This is a genomic window from Corynebacterium hindlerae (assembly GCF_014117265.1).
GTDB classification, from domain to species: Bacteria; Actinomycetota; Actinomycetes; order Mycobacteriales; family Mycobacteriaceae; genus Corynebacterium; species Corynebacterium hindlerae.
In genome coordinates this window covers 2,336,805-2,356,134 of sequence record NZ_CP059833.1, presented here as the reverse complement: position 1 = coordinate 2,356,134, position 19,330 = coordinate 2,336,805, and the positions used below count along the sequence as shown (strand labels likewise).

Here is a 19,330-nt window from a genome sequence, read left to right as displayed (position 1 = left end):
AAACTTACCGTAAGCAGCTACCGCCACCGGGCGAGCGCTCCATGAGCAGCGAGTGCCACGAGTCCGGCGCTCGCAGTGCGCAGCACCTCCGGGCCGAGCAGCGCGGTCACGGCACCGGCCTCCTGTAGCTGGGCGAGCTCCGCCGGGGACAGCCCTCCCTCAGGCCCCACCACAAACATCACCTCGCGGTCACCGAACTCCAGGGAGGTAACCGGCACTGCCGCGGCTTCGTGCAGCATCACGGCGAGACCACCACGGCTGGTAAGTTCTGCGACCAGGTCAGCTACGCCGCGGGTATCGGCCAGAGCTGCGATCTGTGGAATGACCATGCGGCGCGATTGTTTCGCCGCAGACACCGCCATGGAACGCCACTTCGCAGCAGCTTTTTCAGCCTTGGCACCCCACTTCGCAATCGTGCGCTCGGACTGCCACGGGACAATCACATCCACGCCACCCTGCGTCATAAGGTCGACTGCAAGTTCCGAACGCTCCGATTTTGGTAGCGCCTGCACGATCGTCACGGGGGCGCGCTGCGGAAACTCCACACGCCGGTCGACGGTGAACCGGAGCGATCCTTTGGCCACGTCAGTGACAGTGCACTCGATTCCGGAGCCGTGGCCGTCGATAAGCAACAGCTGCTCCCCCACGGCCAGGCGCTTAACGGTGGCGGCGTGCTTACCTTCCGCACCGTCCAGCACGCCGGAGTTTTCCGGCAAAACCGGACGACCCCCGGCAAGGACCGTGTCCAGGTCGTAGACGAATGCGGGCAGACTCATCGGCGGAAGCGGTTCTTAAAGCGGTCAAACATGGACTCAGACTCGCCCTCGCTGTGGATCGCGGCGGTGTCATTACGGTGATCGCGGAGCTTTTCCAGCACCTCGCGCGTGTGGCTATCCAGGTGGGTGGGGATCTGAACGTCCACGTGTGCGATGAGATCGCCGTAGCTTTCTTCCGCACGCAGCACGGGCATGCCTGCACCAGCCATGTGCACCTGCTGCCCCGGTTGCGCACCGGCGGGAACAGTGATGGTGGTCGGATTTCCGTCCAGCCCTTCCAGTTCCACATCGCAGCCCAGCGCTGCGTCAAGCATCGGAACCTTAGCCGTGACGTGCAGGTTGTTGCCCTCACGCACGAACACTGGGTGCGGTGCCACGTTGATCTCCACATACAGGTCACCCGCTGGACCGCCACCCGGGCCAACCTCACCGCGACCGGCCATGCGGATGCGCATGCCGTCGGCAATGCCGGCGGGGATATTGACGGTCAGATCCTTGCGTGCCTTGATACGCCCATCACCTGCGCATTTTTCGCACGGGTCAGGGATGATCTCGCCCGTGCCGTTACAAACGTGGCAGGGGCGGGTGGTCATGACGTTGCCAAGGAAGGAACGCTGCACTTCCTGGACGGATCCCATTCCGCCACAATGGCTACAGGTGATCGGCTTGGCCTTGGATTTGCTGCCAGTGCCCTCGCACACATCGCACAGGATGGCGGTGTCCACGGTGATGTCTTTCTTGGCGCCGGCGAAGGCTTCTTCCAGGGTGATGCGGGTGCGCAGGAGTGCGTCGGCACCGGGCTGTACGCGGGAACGTGGGCCGCGCTGCCCACCGCCACCAAAGAACGCTTCGAAGATGTCACCGAATCCACCACCGGGCGCGCCACCGAATCCCTGCGGCTGCTCTAGCGGATCTCCGCCCATATCAACGATGCGACGCTTGTCTGGATCAGTCAGGACCTCATTGGCCAGGGAGATTTCGCGGAATTTTTCCGCGGCTTCTTCAGTGTCGTTGACGTCCGGGTGGTACTTCCGGGCGAGTCGACGGTAAGCCTTCTTGATTTCCGAGTCGGAAGCCCCCTTGTCGACTCCAAGAATGCCGTAATAGTCGCGCGCCATTCACTCAAACCTTTCGTTAATTCTTCAACACTTCGCTGACATATTGTGCAACAGCGGACACCTTCGAAATAGTTCCGGTGTAGTCCATGTACGTCGGCCCCACCACACCCAGAGCACCAAAGGTGGCATCCTCGTCACCATACCCAGTGGAGACGATGGACGCTGATTGGAGTCCTTGCTCTTGGTGTTCCGCACCAATGCTGACGTTCACTTGGCCCTCTTGCACATGTGATAGCAGCTTTAAAACTACTACCTGCTCCTCCAACGCTTCCAATACGGATGCACTTAAGGGCGAAATTCGAGACAAATTCGAGGTGCCCGCCAAAATCAACCGATCCGAGGGCGCCTCTACCAGCGTCTCAATGAGGACGGTAGCGCACCGCAACATTTCATCCCGCAACTCGCTCGGGGTGTGCTCCACCAAATCAGCCAACGCCAGCGATGCATCGGCCATAGTTTTTTCCGCTAGCGCGTTGTTGAGCAGCGACCGCAACGTACTCACATCCTCGATGGGCCGCATGAGCTCCACGTTGCGTTGTTCCACACGCCCCAAGTCCGTAATCATCACCAGCAACAGGCGCGTCGGGGTGAGCGCCACCACCTCGCAGTGTTTGACGCGCGAAGTCCGCAGCGATGGCAGCTGAATCACCGCCGCTTGCCTAGTGAGCTGCGCGAGCAGCTGAACAGAGCGACGCAGCACGTCTTCCAGATCCACGCCACCTTCCAAAAACCCCAGGATTGCCTTACGCTCAGCGGGCGACATGGGCTTGACTTCGTGGATCGAATCCACGAACATCCGATACCCCTTCTCCGTAGGGATACGTCCTGAGCTGGCGTGTTCCTGGGCGATGAGCCCCTCAGCTTCCAGCACAGCCATGTCATTGCGGATCGTGGCAGAAGACACCTGCAGCTTGTGCCGTTCCACCAGAGCCTTCGATCCGACAGGTTCTTGCAATGCGATGTAGTCAGCAACGATGGCGTTGAGCACCTGTTGCCGGCGTGCTTTGGTTGAGGAAGCCATGTGCCTTAGTCTAGCTAGACTCCCACCAGGAGATCCGCAATGATGCCGTCGGCAAGCAAGCGCCCACGGTCGGTGACGGCAAGGCGTTCGCCGGCGGTCAGCAGGCCAGCACGCACATGCTTATCGACGGCCAGCGGCGCGTCTACCCACTGCGCGGGGATTCCCTCTTTGAGGCGCAGGCCCAGCATGACTCGTTCAGTGCGGATGTCTTCCTCGGTCAACACCTCGCATTCTTTGATCGGAAGCTCAGCGCGACTGAGGGTGTCGTTGTAGCGACGCGGGTGCTTGACGTTGTAGAACCGGGTACCGTCGATATGCGAGTGCGCGCCGGGCCCGGCGCCCCACCAGTCCCCGTTCCGCCAATACCCCAGGTTGTGCTGGCACTCACCACCAGGCTTCGCCCAGTTGGACACCTCGTACCAGTCGTAGCCATCCAGCATGTTATCGATAATTTCGTACCGGTCTGCCAGTACGTCCTCGTCCGGAGCTGGTAGCTCGCCCTTGCGCACTTTCCGCGCCATGGCGGTGCCGTCCTCGACGATGAGGGAGTAGGCCGAGACGTGATCCACGTCGGCTGACAAGATCGCTTCGACGGTTCTTCTGACGTCATCGTCGGTTTCCCCCGGGGTGCCGTAGATCATGTCCAGGTTCACGTGCTCGAACCCCGCGGCGCGTGCTTCCTTCGCAGCTGCAACGGCGCGTCCCGGGGTGTGTTTCCGCTCCAGGACGCGCAGCACGTGGGGCGCAGCGCTCTGCATCCCTAGGGAAATCCGGGTGAACCCCGCTTCCTTGAGGGCTACGAAAAATTCTGGGCTGGTGCTCTCCGGGTTGGATTCCGTGGTGATTTCGGCGCCGGTTTTTAGCCGGAAGTTCGCTGTGACCGCATCCAATACCCTGGTCAGCCCCACTGAGCCGAGCATAGAAGGGGTACCGCCACCAACAAATACAGTGTCTACCAGTCGGTCCCCAGTGCGTTCGGCCGCCAGTTCCAGCTCGATGGCCAGGGCTTCGAGGTACGGCTCCGGCCCCATGCCCAGTTCGCCGGGGGTGTACGTGTTGAAATCACAGTAGCCACAGCGGGAAGCACAAAACGGGACGTGAAGGTAAATCCCGAAGGTCACGAAGCCCTGCCCTTTGCGCGCTTGGCAGCCACCTTGGCGACGATGGCGTCGATACGCGCCCGCTCCGCCAGGAATTTTGGCGGGTTGCTCCCCCGCATGTTGCGGGCATACTCCGGGTGCTGCTTGGCTACGGCGTTGAACCAGCACTCAATGGTGGTGTCCACGATGCGCTGGGTCCTGCTGAACACTACGGGCAGACTAAGCGCGTCGAGGTCGTCAGCAACCACTGCGGTCTGGTCCAAAATCCAGTCATTAACCTCGCGCAAGCGGTCCAAAATGGCCTGGGAACGACCGTTCATTGCGGCCGTCATTTCTCGGATGGGGGCCGGGGCACCCAGCGGAAACGCGTCGGAAAGATCGGACATGGCGAGGGAATCTGGCGTAGCCACGCCTTTCTCCCGCTTCGCCCGCACGCTCACCGTACCGGACCGCAACCCGGAGGTGAGGGCCTGTCGCAGCCCAGCTAGCTCAGCGACGACGCGTCGCGAATCATTGCGGGCTTCCTCAACGATCTCCGTGAACTCTGCGTGGCAATCCTCGACGAGTTCCGAATCCCAATCCGCGATGGCTTCCATGAGGTGTTCAATGTATTCGACAACCTCATCTCCGATGTCGTACACCTCTTGGGTGAGCTCGCGATGGCGTAACTTAGCGTCGAACAGCTGCACGTCCTCAAGCTCCTTTTCTTCCATCGCGGTGGGGTGCATTGCCCACCATATACAGAAGGCGGGGCAAAAACTGTGTGCCCCGCCGGAGTTTTACCCTAACGCGTATAAATGTGTGCGATTTCCTTGGCAAAACGCCGAGTAACCACGTTGCGCTTGACCTTCATCGTCGGGGTCAGCTCGTCGGCTTCTTCGGTCAGGTCGCGGTCGAGAATGTAGAACTTCTTGATTGCCTCGGTGTGGGACACGGAAGCATTCGCTGAGTTCACGGCGTCCTGAATGTCTGCCCGCAGCTGTGGGTTCATCGCCAGATCGTTGACCGTCGCCTTTTCGGGGAGGTTGTGGATCAGCTTCCAACGTCGGAACGCGTCCTCGTCCAGGGTGATCAGCGCACCGATGAACGGCTTGCCGTCGCCCACCACCAACGCCTGACTGATCAGCGGGTGGGAACGCAGCAGATCCTCCAGTGGCCCCGGGGACACATTCTTGCCACCGGCAGTCACGATCAGATCCTTCTTGCGTCCGGAGATGATGAGGTAGCCATCCTCGGTGATTTCGCCAAGGTCACCGGTATTGAACCAGCCATCCTGGATCGCTTCCGCGGTGGCCTCCGGGTTGTTCCAGTACCCCTGGAACAACATGTTGCCCTTCAGTAGGATCTCGCCATCTTCGTTGATGCGTGCAGCCATGCCTCCCACCGGGCGCCCTACCGTGCCGATGCGCTGTGGTTTGAAGTCCACAGCAGCTGCAGCGGTGGTTTCGGTGAGGCCGTAGCCCTCGTAGATCGGCACCCCGAGACCGCGGTAGAAGTGCAGCAGATCATGGCTGATCGCCGAGCCACCGGAGATGCAGTACTTCACCTCATCGCCCATTGCGGAACGGATCTTGCTGTACACCAGCTTGTCAAACATCTTGTGCTTGAGTTTCAGCGCGCGGGACGGCCCGGTGGCATCCAGGGATTTGGAGTATTCGATGGCCACCTTCTCCGCTTCCAGGAACATCTGGCCAGCGATAGGCGACTTGTCCGCGGCCTTGGCGGCAGCCGCATTACGAACTTTCTCAAACACGCGTGGCACACCCAGGATCATATTTGGGCGGGAGCGCTGGAACTCGACGTTCAAAGAACTAAAGTCCGACCAGTGGTTTTGGGTCGCACCGGACACGGCAATGGCCAGCGATACCGCGCGGGCCAGCACGTGCGCCATCGGCAGGAACGTCAGGACTCGGGTGCCAGGGGTGGCGATGCCACCAATCGGGTTGCTGAGCAGGCCACGGACTTCCGCGACCCAGTTGCTGTGCGTCAGGTGGCAGCCCTTGGGACGGCCGGTGGTTCCGGAAGTGTAGACCAGGGATGCCAGGTCAGCGCCCTGCGCGGCAGTCGCGCGGCCCATCACTTCGTCATCGCTCACGGAGCGTCCCTCGAACTTTAAGGTGTCAATAGCAGAGGCGTTGATCTCTAGGATGCGACGCAGCTGGGTGGGCGACCCCTGCAACTGCGCAGTACCATCCTCAAGAAGGACGAGGTGCTGCATCAGCTCGGTGTGCTCGCGACTTTCGGTCACCGCGAAGACAGCACCGGAATCCTCAATGATCCACTGGATCTGCGACTGGGACGAGGAACCGTAGATCGGTACCGAGGCGGCGCCAGCGGCCCAAATAGCGAAGTCCAGCAGGGACCACTCGTAGCGGGTTTCCGAAAGCAGCACCACCCTATCCCCCGCCTGCACCCCGTTGGCGATGAGTCCTTTTGCGACTTCCAACACTTCATCAACGAACTCTTTCGCCGTGACATTCACCCACTCATAGTTCTGTGGGCGGGTGAACATCACTCCGTGTGGACGGGCCTTGGCCTGCGCAAACAGCAGTTTGAGTACTGTGTCATCCGGTTCGACAACATAAGGGGCCGGGGTTTCGTATTCCTGCATCCTAGGTCCTTTTCATGAGGTTTCTTTCATGTTCACGGTACACTTTTCACCCCGGCAACGGGCATTAGGCGCAGTGAGGTGGCAATATTAATCCTTGTGAGCTACTTCGAATCTTTAAAGGAACTAGCGGACCTACACGGTGTCGCTACCAACTACTGGTCTTCAAACGGTGAATTCATTGAAGTCTCGGAAGATACACTGCTCAAGACGCTCCACGCCTTAGACGTAGCTGTGGAGCCAAACCAGGAAAGCATCGGGGAGGCCATCATGGCGTTCCACGACGCCGCAGCGACCCAGATGCTGCCACCAACCGTGGTGATGACGGCGGGCACCGACTATGTGGTCAACGTGCATGTCCACGACGGCGCTCCAGCAGAGGTCACTGTTCACCTGGAGGACGGCAGCTCCTTCGCTGCCGAACAGCGAGAGAACTGGACCCCTCCGCGTGAGGTGGCCGGCGTGATGTGGGGGGAGGCATCATTCGCCATCCCGGGTGACACCCCACTCGGCTGGCATGAGATCACCCTGGTGTCCGGGGACACGACCGCTACCGCCACGCTGGTTGTCACGCCAGAACGCTTATCGACGAACACCGGAAAAGTTACCGGTGTTATGAGCCAGATCTACTCTGTGCGCAGCTCAAAGTCGTGGGGCATGGGTGACTTCAATGATCTGGGAGCGACGGCTGAGGTCGTCGCAAAGCATGCTCATGCAGATTTCATCCTGATCAACCCCCTGCATGCTGCCGAGCCGTTCCCACCCACGGAAGACTCCCCTTACCTGCCCACCACCCGCCGCTTCATCAACCCGATCTACATCCGGGTAGAAGACATTCCAGAAACCGCGGGGCTGGATGCGGATCTGCAGGAGGACATCACGCAGATGGCCGCGGAGTTCCAGGCACTGAACACCTCGGATACCATGATCGAGCGCAACCCGATCTTCCAGGCGAAACTGCAGGTCCTGCACGAGATCTACCACGTCGTCCGCACCCCGGAGCGTCAGAAAGCATTCGAGGACTACTGCGATCTCGAGGGCAAGGGCCTGGATGACTTTGCCCGCTGGTGCGCCGCCCGCGAGCAGCAAGAGAAGCCGGAGGACAACAGTCACGGCATCACCCCTTCCCTCGAAGAGACCGCGAATTTCTACCGCTGGATGCAGTGGATCTGCGACCAGCAGCTGGAAAACGCGCAAGCCCGCGCCAAAGCAGCCGGAATGAGCATCGGCATCATGGCTGACCTCGCCGTTGGTGTTCACCCTGGCGGCGCCGACGCGGAAAACCTTGCCTCCGTCCTTGCTCCAGCAGCCTCCGTCGGCGCCCCGGCAGACGGATACAACCAGCAAGGCCAGGACTGGTCCCAGCCACCATGGCACCCACGTAAACTTGCCGAAGCCGGCTACAAGCCATGGCGCGACATGCTCCGCACCGTGCTCCGCCACTCCGGCGGTATCCGCATCGACCATGTCCTCGGACTCTTCCGCCTCTGGTGGATCCCACGCATGCAATCACCGCTCACCGGAACCTACGTGTACTACGACCACAACGCGCTCGTCGGCATCCTCGCGCTGGAAGCTGAGCGCGCAGGCGCAGTCGTGATCGGTGAAGACCTCGGTACCTTCGAACCGTGGGTCCAGGAAGTGCTGGCCAGCCGTGGCATCATGGGCACCTCCATCCTGTGGTTCGAAAACAACGGCAGCACCCCGAAGCCAGCCAATGAGTACCGCGAGCTGGCCCTTTCCTCCGTCACCACCCACGATCTGCCACCAACGATGGGATACATCCAGGGATCCCACATCACGCTCCGCGAGAACCTCGGCGTCCTCACCCGCCCGGCGGAGCTCGAGGAAGCTGAGGACGTGGCCTGGCAGAACCAAGTTTTTGCCATGGTGCGTGGCGAGGACTTCGGCGACAAGCGCTTCGGTGGCGACATGGAAGAGCTGCTGGTAGACCTGCACCGCTTCATCGCCTCCACCCCATCACTGCTGACCTGTGTCTGCCTCGTGGACATGGTGGGAGATATCCGCGCCCAAAACCAACCAGGCACCACCCGCGACATGTACCCGAACTGGTGCGTCCCGCTGTGTGACTCCACCGGCAAGCCAGTCCTGATTGAGGACCTGGCCCAGCATCCGCTGTTTAAGAAGGTTGCGGAGGCCTCAGCTCGGGTGTAGGGAGGTTGGATAGGGATTTGTACCTGGCGACAAGTCCCTATCACTAGCCCGCAACAGACCCCCAAATCCGAAAACCCGGGAAGTGTTTCCCGAGTCTCGGCGCCTTTCAAGGCTGCACACCTGCTATTTGGCTGGTTTTCTCCCGAAATCCGGGTTGCACTTCCCGGGTTTCTCAAGAAACTCACTAGAGGTAGCTAACCGCCCAGGCGATGATGACCAGTGCGAGCAGTGCGTACAGTGCCAGTTGGACCCGGGAACGTGGGTATTTATTTTTCATTTTTTCCTTCGAACCATCGCAGTGTTTTCGCCCCGACGATATCAATGAGTCGGAGGAAGCAGAAGGCCAGGACGGCGCACAGCACCACTGATACCGTCACCACGATGGGTGCTTGCAGCCACAGTGGCGCTGAGCTGAGCCAATCGAGAACCTGCATAGGTTACAGATCCTACACCTTTGTTCCCCCGAGCCCACGTCGGCGCAGCAGTGGGGCGATGTCGCGTTCGCGACCGCGCAGTTCTGTGAAGGCTGCGGTGTAGTCGCGGGACGCACCCCGGGACAAGACCAGGTCGCGGAACCGCTGCCCTGCAGCCCGCAGATCAGACTGTTCACTGAACCAGTCAAAACCATCTGCATCGAGGACTTCCGCCCACAGGTAAGAGTAGTAGCCGGCGGAGTAGCCACCGCCGAAGATGTGGTTGAAGTAGCGGGTCTGGTAGCGGGCTTTGATGTGGTCAACGTTCAGGCCGTAATCCTCCAAAGCCTGCTTCTCAAACGCATCGATGTCGTCGATCTTGGCCAGTTCCGCGGCGGAGAGACTGTGCCACGCGTAGTCGATGATCGAAGCGGCGAGGTATTCGGCGGTGCCGAATCCTTGGCCGAACTGCTTAGCGGCTTCGATGGCGTCGACGAGGCGCTGTGGCAGATCCGGCGCGTAGTTGGCCAGCACCGCGGGGTGGAATGCCCAGTTTTCGTTGATCTGGGAGGGGAATTCAACGTAGTCGCGGGGCACGCTCGTGCCGGAGAAGCTGGGGTAACAGACGTCGGAAAGCAGGCCGTGCAGGGCGTGGCCGAACTCGTGGAAGACGGTGGTGAGCTCGTCGAGGGTGAGGTAGGCCTCGCCGTCGACGGGTTGGGTGATGCCCATGACGTTGACGATCACCGGCTTAGTTCCCATGAGGTGACTTTGGTCGACGAAGGAGCTCATCCAGGCACCGCCTCTTTTCGACGGCCGTCCAAAGTAATCTGTGAGCAGCAGGCCGATCCCGGTGCCGTCCTCCTCCTTGACCTCCCACACGTCCACGCCTTCGGCGTAGCCCTGGAGATCAGGACGCGGCGTCACAGTGATGCCGTAGAGCAGGTTCGCTGCGTAGAACACGCCGTCTTTAAGTACCCGGTTAAGCGGGAAGTACTGGCGCAGTTCGTCCTCGTCGAGCGCGAAATCACGCGCGCGCACTTTGGACTCCCAGTAGGGCCAGTCAGCGCCGGTGATCTCGGTGCCGGCGGCGTCGGCAAGGAGCTTGTACTCCCCTGCTGCGTTGGCGGAGGCGGCTGGGGCGAGGTCGCGTAGCAGGTTGCGCACTGCCTCCGCACTATCGGCGGTTTCTTCCTCCACCACGAACTCCGCATGGTTGGCGTATCCCAAGAGCTCCGCGCGTTCGGCGCGCAGGCGAGCCATTTCCAGGGCCACGTCGCCGTTCTTTCGGCCACGCTGCTGGGACTGTTCGTAGAGGCGAGCACGGGAATCAGGTCGGGTCAGCACCGCCTGTTCGGACTGCACGGTAGGCAGCTCCAGCGGAATCACGTATCCCTCGCGTCCGATCTCCTTGGCGTAGGCCGCGGCAGAGTCGATGCGGGACTGCGAGAAGCCGTCGAGTTCTTCGCGGGTGAAGGATACCGCCAGTTCTTTGGTGTCCTCCAGCAGGTTGTTACGGAATTCCTCGCCGAGGGTGGACAGGCGCTGGTCGATCTCCGTCAGTCGGGTTTTTCCTTCGGCAGAAAGATCGGCACCACGGCGTCGGAAAGCGCGCAGCGTGTGCTCATGCAGACGCTGGCTCTCCTCGTCTTCCGGCGCAGTGACCGATTGGAGCCGCTGGTAGAGCGCTTCATTTTGGTAGATCGCGGAGCTGTGCGCGGACAGCTTCGGCAGGATCTCGGCGGAAATCTCGTTGAACTCGTCGGAAGCGTCGGTGCCGGAAAGGTTGAAAAAGACGTTAGACACCCGGGTCAGCGCAGTTCCAGAAGCCTCGAAAGCTTCCATCGTGTTTTCCCAGGTCGGAGGCTCCGGATTGGACACGATGGCGGAAATCTCCGCGTTGTGGTCATCGAGAGCGGCGAGAAAAGCCGGCAGATAATGCTCGTTTTTAATCTCCGCGAACGGCGGAAGTTGGTAGTCGAGCTGGGATGGTTCTACAAGTGGGTTCACTTAAGGCTCCTGTCGGGTACGCACCAAGCCAGCGCGGGTTGGTGGCACGGTGTAGGTGTCAGCGGAGGCGCGATCAAAGTCGCGCTGCCAGTCGTACGGGGCTTCGTTGTTCAGCAAAGATCCGGGTGCCAGCCAGTCAAAAATATCTTCGTAGGGGCGGGCCTGGGTCGGGTCGATGCGTCGCACGATGTGGGCGGGGCCCAGGTCGCGGAAGTCGGTCAGTCCCATGGCAGACAAAATACGCATCGCGGACTTGAGGGTGTTGGCCTGGTAGTTCTTCACACGCTCAGCCTTATTGTCCACGTCAAGGCCACGGTAGAAGCGCGGGTTCTGGGTCGCGACGCCTGCGGGGCATTCGTTGGAGTGGCATTCCTTGGCCTGAATGCAGCCGACCGCCATCATCATGCCGCGGGCAGAGTTGGTGAAGTCAGCGCCGATCGCCAAACGGCGGATAATGTCCGCACCGCCGACAATCTTGCCGGCAGCGCCGATTGCGATATTCTCACGCAAATTGCATCCCACCAGCGCATTGTGCACCACGATGAGCCCTTCGGACAGTGGCGTACCCACGCGATCTAGGAACTCCAGCGGCGCGGCACCCGTGCCGCCTTCCGCCCCATCAACGGTGATGAAGTCCGGGGTAATCCCGGTAGCCACCATCGCCTTGACCATACAAAGCACCTCATGACGGGTGCCGACGCACAGTTTGAAGCCCACTGGTTTACCGCCAGAGAGATCGCGGAGCTTCTTTACAAAGTGCATAAGCTCGGTGGGCGTCGTGAAGGCGCTGTGGCTCGCTGGGGACAGGCAGTCCTCCCCCTCCGGGATGCCGCGGATTTCCGCCAACTCAGCGGTGACCTTCTCGCCCGGCAGCATACCGCCCATGCCTGGCTTCGCGCCCTGGCTGAGCTTGATCAGGATGGCCTTCACATTCGGGATCTTGGCTTTTTCCGCGAACTTCTCCGGGCTGAAGGTTCCGTCAGCATTGCGACAGCCGAAGTAGCCGGAGCCGATCTCCCACACCAGGTCAGCGCCGTATTTCAGGTGGTACTGGGTAAGGCCACCTTCACCGGTTTCGTGGACAAAGCCACCCATCGCGGCGCCCTTGTTCATGGCCAGCACGGCGTTCTTGGATAGCGAGCCGTAGGACATGGAGGAGATGTTGAACAGCGGAATGTCGAAGGGTTGGGTGCAATCCGGCCCGCCGAGACGCACCTTCGGAGCCTCGGTCATCATCGGCGCTGGATGTGCGGAGTGCATGATGTGATCACGACCAGGCTTAAGCAGGTCACGCTCAGTTCCGAATGCTTCCTCAGCGCCAAGGTTCTTTGCTTGCTGGTACACCATGGTGCGGGTCTCGCGGTCAAATGGTGCGCCGTCCGTGTCAGATTCCACGAAGTACTGCTGGACTGGAGCGCGGAGGGATTCCGCGATCCAACGAGCTCGGCCGACAACGGGAAAATTCCGCCTGATGGAGTGCTTGGGTTGCACGAAATCATAGACAGCAAGTGCAGAGGTTCCCGCTGCTAGTGCGATAGCACCGAGCTTGAGGTTTCTCATAGAGGTCTCCTTTGGTGTTAGCTATGTCACTAACCATAACAGTGACGGGCACGACATGACAGCAGCACTTTGCCTACGCTGGTGGGTATGACTGAACCAATCTCCACTACCCCACTAGTTGACGATCAAGGATTCGTCGTCGAGCCATCCTCCGATTCCTTCCGCACGCCTGCCCCGGCACCTGGCGAAGAACCCTGGGAGCGCTCACAACCCGAGTGGTACAAGGAAGCAGTCTTTTACGAAGTCCTCGTCCGCGCCTTCGCGGACGACAACAATGACGGCATCGGCGACCTCGCAGGCCTCACCAGCAAGTTGGACTACCTGCAATGGTTGGGAGTCGATTGCATCTGGATCCCGCCGTTCTACGATTCCCCACTGAAGGACGGCGGCTACGACATCCGCAACTTCCGCGAAATTCTCCCTGAGTTCGGCACCGTGGATGACTTCGTTGAGTTGGTAGACAAAGCCCACCAGCGAGGCATCCGCGTGATTACCGACCTGGTCATGAACCACACCTCGGACCAACACCCATGGTTCGTGGAGTCCCGACGTGACCCGGAAGGCCCCTACGGCGACTTCTACGTGTGGAGCGACACCGACGAGCTCTACCAAGATGCCCGAATTATTTTCATCGACACCGAGGAGTCCAACTGGACCTTTGACCCGGTGCGTGGCCAGTACTACTGGCACCGGTTCTTCAGCCACCAACCGGACCTCAACTACGACAACCCCGCTGTTCAGGACGCAATGCTGGATGCGATGCGCTTCTGGCTCGACCTCGGCCTGGACGGTTTCCGACTCGACGCCGTGCCGTACCTCTACGAACGCCCTGGAACCAACGGCGAAAATCTCCCAGAAACCCACGGCTTTTTGAAGCTGTGCCGACAGGTCATCGAGCAAGAATACCCAGGTCGGGTGCTCCTCGCGGAAGCGAATCAGTGGCCCCAAGACGTGGTGGAATACTTCGGAGAGCCCGTGGTAGGCGACGAGTGCCACATGGCATTCCACTTCCCACTGATGCCACGCCTGTTCATGGCAGTTCGCAAAGAATCCCGCACCCCGATTTCCAACATCATCCGGGACACCCCGGCTATCCCAAGTTCCGCACAATGGGGCATCTTCCTGCGTAATCACGACGAGCTGACCCTGGAGATGGTCACCGATGAAGAACGTGCCTTCATGTATTCGCAGTACGCGAAGGAACCTCGGATGCGCGCGAATGTGGGAATTAGGCGTCGTCTAGCGCCGCTTCTCGACGGCGACCGCAACCAGCTCGAGCTCTTTCACGCCATGCTCCTATCCCTGCCTGGCTCGCCGGTGCTGTACTACGGCGACGAGATCGGCATGGGCGACAACATCTGGTTGCACGACCGCGACGGCGTGCGCACCCCGATGCAGTGGAATGCGGACCGCAACGGCGGTTTTTCCAAAGCCGACCCAGAGCGCCTGTTCCTTCCTGCAATCCAAAATGCGCAGTACGGCTACGGCGCGGTCAATGTGGAAACCCAGATGAACCAGGAAAATTCCCTGCTCAAGTGGACTCGTTCCCTGATTCACGTCCGCAAGCAGTACAAGGCCTTTGGCCTGGGGTCATTCCGCGAGATCGAATCGACCAACAACGCGGTATTCGCCTACTTGCGGGAATATGGGCAGCAAACCATTTTGTGTGTGAACAACTTGTCCAAACGGCCACAGGCAGTGTCGTTAGACCTTTCGGAGTTCGTGCGGGTGGTTCCGCGGGAGCTCACCGGTGGCGCTGACTTCCCGAAAATCGACGATCGCGACTGGACAGTGACACTAGCTCCCCATGGGTTCTTCTGGTTCGATCTGACCCGGTAAAGGGGGCATACGACGTGTACGAAAACCTTGCCGCACAACGCTTTTTCCGGTCCAAACAAGCCGGAATCACCTCACTGACCCAGCTGCAATCCACCCCAGTGGGCGACGCTCGCTGGGTGCTGGCCGACATCGACGGTGACTTGTACCAGCTGGTGCTCTCCGGCGACGACGACGTGCTGCCAGATGAACTCGCGGCACTGCGGGACGCATTCCTGGCGGAGCAGGCCTTCGGCATGGGAGAACTCGAGGTGCTGTCCCGCCCTGTCGTTCCGGAGGATGGGTCGGTGAAGATCTCGGCCGCCGAGCAGTCGAATTCCTCCGTGATCTTCTCCGGTGAATCCCCGGCGATAGCTAAAATTTTCCGCAAACTGGAGCCAGGAATCAACCCCGATGTCGAGTTGCTCTCTGGGCTATCCCACGTTGGCTGCAAATACGTCCCGGCCCTGCGCGCGTATTCCACCATCGAGTGGTCGGGGGACACCTATGTCACGGCCATGGTGCAGGATTTCGCCGCCGGCTCCCGCGAAGGGTGGGATCTCGCCCTACACTACGCCACAGACATGCAGCCGTTTACCGAGGAAGCAGGCCTGATCGGGACGGCACTGAGCGCAGTCCACCGGGACCTGACCACAGCATTCGGAACGGAGCAGGTGGCCGCAGCGTCCCTAGTGGAGGGGCTGTCAGATCGATTGGAATCACTGATCGCTCAAGCCGAGGTGTTGCGTCCATTCGAGCCTGCCATCCGGGAGTTGTACGCCCGGGCAGCAACGGGGACAGCCACGGTGCAGCGCATTCATGGCGACGCTCACCTGGGCCAAATCCTACGCACCCAGGATAAATACTTGCTGATTGACTTCGAGGGAGAGCCCGCCCGGCCACTGGCCGAGCGCAGGCAGATGTTCTCCCCGCTGCAAGACCTAGCGGGCTTCATCAGGTCGTTCGGTTACGCCGCCCACTTTGGTTCCAATCTGGCGGATCCAGAGGGCTGGGCTGCGGATTGTGCCGCTGCCATGCTGGAGGCCTACGGGGCGCAGGCCAGCCCGCTTCTCGACGCCCTCGTCCTGGACAAAGCCCTGTACGAAGTGGTGTATGAGGCCAACAACCGACCGGATTGGCTACACATCCCGCTGGAGGCAGTCAAGCGCCTGATCGGAGCGTAGCTCTACCGCAACAGCGCGTTGCGAAGTTCTGCGTGGGACAGCTGCTCCACCATCCACGGGCTAAAGGCGAACGGGGCGCTGGTCACGGCATTAATTAGGTCCGCAGGCCGCACCCAGACATGCGAGTCCACTTCCGCGGCGGATGGTGCCACGTCGACTCCTGCTGCGAGCACGGCGTGGTGCACGGGGCAGATTTCCCATTCGACGACCCCAGAGGAGTCTGTCGCCCGGTACTCAAACGACGGCAAGATACACGTGATATCGGATAGTGAGCCAGCAGGGAGTCCGAGTTCTACGCTGGCACGTCGGTGGATGGCGCTGTCGAAGGACTCCCCCGGTCCTGGGTGCCCGCACATGGAGTTCGTCCAGATCCCGGGCCACGTGAGTTTGTGCAGCGAGCGACGAGTGATGAGCAGCGCCCCGTCTTCCCGGGTGACGTAGCAGGAAAAGGCCAGGTGAAGTGGGGTGTCGGTGGTGTGTACGGTCGCTTTGGGAGCGGTACCTCGTGGGTTTCCGGCTGCGTCGGTCAGCACGACCAGTTCTGGGCTCACAGTCATAGCTACACACCGTAGCTGGTTGTGGCTGGGTTTTGTAGCACGGGGCATGAGATTATGGAAGACATGATGTTGTGCGAGTTTAGGGTGTGCCAGTGACCCCTCTGGAAAAATTCAACCGGATGTCTGCCCAGGCGGCTGGAACTGTCATCGCTTCTTACTCCACTAGTTTTTCGCTCGCCACTTCTTTGTTGGCGCCGGATACCCGCGTGCATATCCGAAACTTGTATGCGGTCGTGCGCATTGCAGATGAGATTGTTGATGGTGTCGGCGCGGAGGCAGGGCTTGCTCCGGAACAAATTAAGCAGGCGTTGGATCGTTTCGAACAGGACACCTTCGATGCCATTGAGCTACAGTTTTCGCCGAATCCAGCGCTTCATGCTTTCGCTGGGACCTGTCGCACCTGTGGCATCGAACCGGAGCATTTGCGGGCGTTTTTCAGCTCGATGCGCAGTGATGTGACTCCGGGCTGGCATACGCCGGCGTCCCGTGATGAATATGTGTTCGGTTCAGCCGAGGTTATTGGCTTGATGTGTTTGAGTATTTTCACGCATCGGCGTCCGTTGAATGATCGGGCGCAAGCCAATTGTGTGGTGGCCGCGCGTCATTTGGGGAAGGCGTTTCAGCTGATTAATTTTCTGCGTGATTATCACACGGATGACACCGCGTTGGGGCGTCATTATGTTGAGCTCACCGAGGACGCGAAAGCGGATCTCATCGCGGAAATTCGGGAGGACCTGCGGGTTGCTTATCTGGGGATTCCAGTGCTGCCGCTCTCGGCGCGCACCGGAGTCCTGGCGGCGTACTACCTGTTCGAGGACCTCACTGACCGCCTCGATGCTGCGACGTTGTCTGACATTGCCGCGCAGCGGGTGCGGGTACCGGCGGTGCGGAAGACTTTTTTGGCGGGCAAGGCGGCGGCCTGCGCCCCACGGTTGAAGGAGCGCTAATGCGTGCAGTGGTTATTGGAGGTGGCATAGCTGGCTTAGCGACGGCCACCCTGCTCGGTCACGAAGGCCTCGACGTGACACTGGTGGAGAAAAACCCGGAGCTAGGCGGGCGGGCGGGACGCCTCGAGCAGGACGGGTTCGTCTTTGATACGGGCCCGAGCTGGTACCTCATGCCGGAAGCCTTCGACAGGTTTTTTGCCTCCGTGGGCACATCCACCGCAGAACAGCTGGACTTGGTGGATCTCTCCCCTGCTTATCGCGTGTTTCCGGAAGGTCATGAGCCTTTCGATGTAACAACGGGCCACGCCCCGGAGCTGTTCGAATCCTTCGAGCCCGGCGCGGGCGAAAAGACCCGCGAATATTTAGATACTGCGTCCTTGACGTACCGAGTGGCAGTGGACTCCTTTTTGTACACCACGTTCAGCTCCCTATGGCCGTTTATGACGCGCCCCATACTGGGTAATCTCGCGCTGTTGGCGCAGCTACTGACGTTGAATTTGCACCAGTGGGTATCCCGGGATTTCACAGACCCTCGGATCCGCCAGGTGTTGGAGTATCCGGCGGTATTCCTCTCCAGCGCCCCGAAGCGAACCCCGGCGATGTATCACCTGCTTTCCCACACGGATTTGGTGGAGGGCGTGCGCTACCCCATGGGCGGTTTTTCTCAGCTCATCGCTGTGATTGCCGAGCTGGCCCGCCAGAACAAGGTGCAGATCCGAACCGCCACCGAGGTGGAACAAATCACCTGTGCCAAGAAAGTTACTGGGGTGCGGGTGCGCACCGAGCACGGCCGGGAACATATTCCCGCTGACATTGTGGTTTCTGCTGCGGATATGCATCACACAGAGATGTTGCTTCGCCCGGAGCAACGCAGTATCAAGTGGAGTCGCAAAGATCCGGGAATTAGTTGTGTGGTGGCGCTGCTGGGAGTGCGAGGCGAGCTACCGGAGCTGGTGCACCACCAGTTGTTGCTTAACGCCGACTGGGACGAGGACTTCACGGCCTTGGATTCCGGTTCTGGGGTATCCCGCTCGATTTATGTATGCAAGGCGTCGGCTACTGACCCGGATTGTGCACCTGCCGGGCACTCTAATGTTTTCGTGCTGATCCCGGTGTCCGCGCGGGAGGATTTTGGCGCTGCCGGCGACCCGCACATCGAGCAGATCATCGATCGCACTATCGCGCTTATCGACGCCCGCACCGGCACCTCGATTGCGGGGAACGTCGTCACGCGTGCCAGCATCGCCCCGACGGACTTTGCTGAGCGCTATCACGCCTGGCAGGGCAACGCGATTGGGTTGGCACACACCCTGCGTCAATCGGCGTTCCTGCGAGGCAGCAACGCCACTGCGAAAGTAGCTGGGCTGTATTTTGCTGGCGCCACCACCACTCCTGGCGTTGGGCTCCCGATGTGCCTGATCAGCGCTGACAACGTGCTGACCAGGCTGCGAGAAGAAGGGCGGCTCTAGCGAGACAGGTAGCCCTTGAACACAGCGTTGCCGAGTTTGAGCTCGGCATTGCTGAGGTTCCACGGTGAGGTGTTAAAGGTGTAGCTGATCGTTGTTTCCGCCAGGGCGCCCAGCGGTGCATCCAGACCTTGATCAGGCACCTGCATCAGGGCGACGTTCCCGCCGGCGGAGCTCAGCGTTGGGTCGCCGATTGCTGATGGTGGGACCGCGAAATCTTTGTTGAGATTTTTCATCCTGATGAGGATCTGGGCACCGCCCGTCGGCCCCTGGCGCACGGAGCGGATCTGCCACTCCACTCCGAGGCCTTCGTCGGTGACGGTATCGAATGGGCTTTGGGCCGTCGTCGGCGGTACCTGCTTGGCGGAGAATTCCGGTTTAGGGGTCTCGGTCACCGCTACCTGTTCTTCCGCCCCTGCTTGCGCCGCTGTTTTGCCATTTAGTTTCTCACCCAGGGGTGCGCAACCAGTAAGCACCAGCGCGACTGCGAGGCTTGTAGAAATCAGGGGTATGTGTTTCATATGGCACCTTGTTATGTAACTTCTCACGGACCGTTGCCCGTCTCAAAGGGATATTGTAG

General features: G+C 60.4%; 16 protein-coding genes. 5 read left to right on the top strand and 11 right to left on the bottom strand.

The features are described 5' to 3' along the window. Positions 1 to 17: 17 nt before the first annotated feature. The 6 genes from HW450_RS11350 to HW450_RS11325 are packed head-to-tail and all read right to left on the bottom strand — an operon-like array spanning position 18 to position 6,626. Positions 18 to 776 (bottom strand): 16S rRNA (uracil(1498)-N(3))-methyltransferase, encoded by a 759-nt coding sequence (locus HW450_RS11350; RefSeq protein WP_182385725.1) that lies wholly within the window; start codon positions 774 to 776, stop codon positions 18 to 20. After that, positions 773 to 1,894 (bottom strand): molecular chaperone DnaJ, encoded by a 1,122-nt coding sequence (gene dnaJ, locus HW450_RS11345; RefSeq protein ID WP_182385724.1) that lies wholly within the window; start codon positions 1,892 to 1,894, stop codon positions 773 to 775. The genes HW450_RS11350 and dnaJ overlap by 4 nt, the downstream gene beginning before the upstream one ends. 16 nt (positions 1,895 to 1,910) lie before the next feature. After that, entirely contained in the window at positions 1,911 to 2,915 is a 1,005-nt protein-coding gene (gene hrcA / locus HW450_RS11340) for a heat-inducible transcriptional repressor HrcA (protein ID WP_182385723.1), read from the bottom strand. 14 nt (positions 2,916 to 2,929) lie between these two features. Further along, a complete protein-coding gene (hemW, locus tag HW450_RS11335; protein WP_182385722.1) occupies positions 2,930 to 4,036 on the bottom strand; it encodes a radical SAM family heme chaperone HemW in 1,107 nt (368 codons plus the stop codon). Continuing rightward, entirely contained in the window at positions 4,033 to 4,743 is a 711-nt protein-coding gene (locus HW450_RS11330; protein WP_232843258.1) for a hypothetical protein, read from the bottom strand. Before HW450_RS11330 ends, hemW begins: the two co-directional genes overlap by 4 nt. Before the next feature lie 56 nt (positions 4,744 to 4,799). Then, positions 4,800 to 6,626: an AMP-dependent synthetase/ligase gene (locus HW450_RS11325; protein WP_182385721.1), complete on the bottom strand. Its 1,827-nt coding sequence runs from the start codon at positions 6,624 to 6,626 to the stop codon at positions 4,800 to 4,802. Positions 6,627 to 6,722: 96 nt separating this feature from the next. Between HW450_RS11325 and malQ the strand changes: the two genes are divergently transcribed. Continuing rightward, on the top strand, positions 6,723 to 8,798 hold the full coding sequence (gene malQ / locus HW450_RS11320; RefSeq protein ID WP_182385720.1) for a 4-alpha-glucanotransferase: 2,076 nt from the start codon (positions 6,723 to 6,725) through the stop codon (positions 8,796 to 8,798). Positions 8,799 to 9,064: 266 nt separating this feature from the next. Here malQ and HW450_RS11315 read toward each other — a convergent pair whose 3' ends face one another. Genes HW450_RS11315 through HW450_RS11305 form a run of 3 tightly spaced genes read right to left on the bottom strand, consistent with a single transcriptional unit; the run spans position 9,065 to position 12,781 of the window. Then, positions 9,065 to 9,232 (bottom strand): hypothetical protein, encoded by a 168-nt coding sequence (locus HW450_RS11315; protein WP_182385719.1) that lies wholly within the window; start codon positions 9,230 to 9,232, stop codon positions 9,065 to 9,067. A gap of 12 nt (positions 9,233 to 9,244) precedes the next feature. Further along, positions 9,245 to 11,221 (bottom strand): M3 family metallopeptidase, encoded by a 1,977-nt coding sequence (locus HW450_RS11310; RefSeq protein ID WP_182385718.1) that lies wholly within the window; start codon positions 11,219 to 11,221, stop codon positions 9,245 to 9,247. Beyond that, positions 11,222 to 12,781, bottom strand: coding sequence for an FMN-binding glutamate synthase family protein (locus HW450_RS11305; RefSeq protein WP_182385717.1), 1,560 nt, complete (start codon positions 12,779 to 12,781; stop codon positions 11,222 to 11,224). A gap of 87 nt (positions 12,782 to 12,868) precedes the next feature. Here HW450_RS11305 and treS point away from each other — a divergent pair, with 87 nt between their 5' ends. Together treS and HW450_RS11295 are read left to right on the top strand one after the other, a co-directional pair. Continuing rightward, positions 12,869 to 14,620 (top strand): maltose alpha-D-glucosyltransferase, encoded by a 1,752-nt coding sequence (gene treS / locus HW450_RS11300; RefSeq protein ID WP_182385716.1) that lies wholly within the window; start codon positions 12,869 to 12,871, stop codon positions 14,618 to 14,620. 14 nt (positions 14,621 to 14,634) lie between these two features. Further along, positions 14,635 to 15,780 (top strand): hypothetical protein, encoded by a 1,146-nt coding sequence (locus tag HW450_RS11295; protein ID WP_182385715.1) that lies wholly within the window; start codon positions 14,635 to 14,637, stop codon positions 15,778 to 15,780. Between the two features lie 2 nt (positions 15,781 to 15,782). On the opposite strand, the gene idi is transcribed toward HW450_RS11295, so the two are convergent. Beyond that, positions 15,783 to 16,337, bottom strand: a complete 555-nt coding sequence (gene idi, locus HW450_RS11290) for an isopentenyl-diphosphate Delta-isomerase (RefSeq protein ID WP_182385714.1) — start codon at positions 16,335 to 16,337, stop codon at positions 15,783 to 15,785. 92 nt (positions 16,338 to 16,429) lie between these two features. Here idi and HW450_RS11285 point away from each other — a divergent pair, with 92 nt between their 5' ends. After that, complete coding sequence (locus HW450_RS11285; protein WP_232843257.1) at positions 16,430 to 17,284, top strand: phytoene/squalene synthase family protein; 855 nt, start codon at positions 16,430 to 16,432, stop codon at positions 17,282 to 17,284. Then, on the top strand, positions 17,284 to 18,753 hold the full coding sequence (gene crtI / locus HW450_RS11280) for a phytoene desaturase family protein (RefSeq protein WP_182385713.1): 1,470 nt from the start codon (positions 17,284 to 17,286) through the stop codon (positions 18,751 to 18,753). Before HW450_RS11285 ends, crtI begins: the two co-directional genes overlap by 1 nt. Here crtI and HW450_RS11275 read toward each other — a convergent pair. Further along, entirely contained in the window at positions 18,750 to 19,271 is a 522-nt protein-coding gene (locus HW450_RS11275) for a hypothetical protein (RefSeq protein WP_182385712.1), read from the bottom strand. The genes crtI and HW450_RS11275 overlap by 4 nt on opposite strands. Between the last annotated feature and the right edge of the window lie 59 nt (positions 19,272 to 19,330).

Excerpts from the sequence above, each read along its gene's own strand:
- HW450_RS11330 (WP_232843258.1), bottom strand. The coding sequence starts at position 4,743 with ATGCACCCCACCGCGATGGAAGAAAAGGAGCTTGAGGACGTGCAGCTG.
- idi (WP_182385714.1), bottom strand. The coding sequence starts at position 16,337 with ATGACTGTGAGCCCAGAACTGGTCGTGCTGACCGACGCAGCCGGAAAC.
- dnaJ (WP_182385724.1), bottom strand. The coding sequence starts at position 1,894 with ATGGCGCGCGACTATTACGGCATTCTTGGAGTCGACAAGGGGGCTTCC.
- HW450_RS11350 (WP_182385725.1), bottom strand. The coding sequence starts at position 776 with ATGAGTCTGCCCGCATTCGTCTACGACCTGGACACGGTCCTTGCCGGG.
- hrcA (WP_182385723.1), bottom strand. The coding sequence starts at position 2,915 with ATGGCTTCCTCAACCAAAGCACGCCGGCAACAGGTGCTCAACGCCATC.
- crtI (WP_182385713.1), top strand. The coding sequence starts at position 17,284 with ATGCGTGCAGTGGTTATTGGAGGTGGCATAGCTGGCTTAGCGACGGCC.
- HW450_RS11315 (WP_182385719.1), bottom strand. The coding sequence starts at position 9,232 with ATGCAGGTTCTCGATTGGCTCAGCTCAGCGCCACTGTGGCTGCAAGCA.
- HW450_RS11325 (WP_182385721.1), bottom strand. The coding sequence starts at position 6,626 with ATGCAGGAATACGAAACCCCGGCCCCTTATGTTGTCGAACCGGATGAC.
- HW450_RS11275 (WP_182385712.1), bottom strand. The coding sequence starts at position 19,271 with ATGAAACACATACCCCTGATTTCTACAAGCCTCGCAGTCGCGCTGGTG.
- treS (WP_182385716.1), top strand. The coding sequence starts at position 12,869 with ATGACTGAACCAATCTCCACTACCCCACTAGTTGACGATCAAGGATTC.
- HW450_RS11305 (WP_182385717.1), bottom strand. The coding sequence starts at position 12,781 with ATGAGAAACCTCAAGCTCGGTGCTATCGCACTAGCAGCGGGAACCTCT.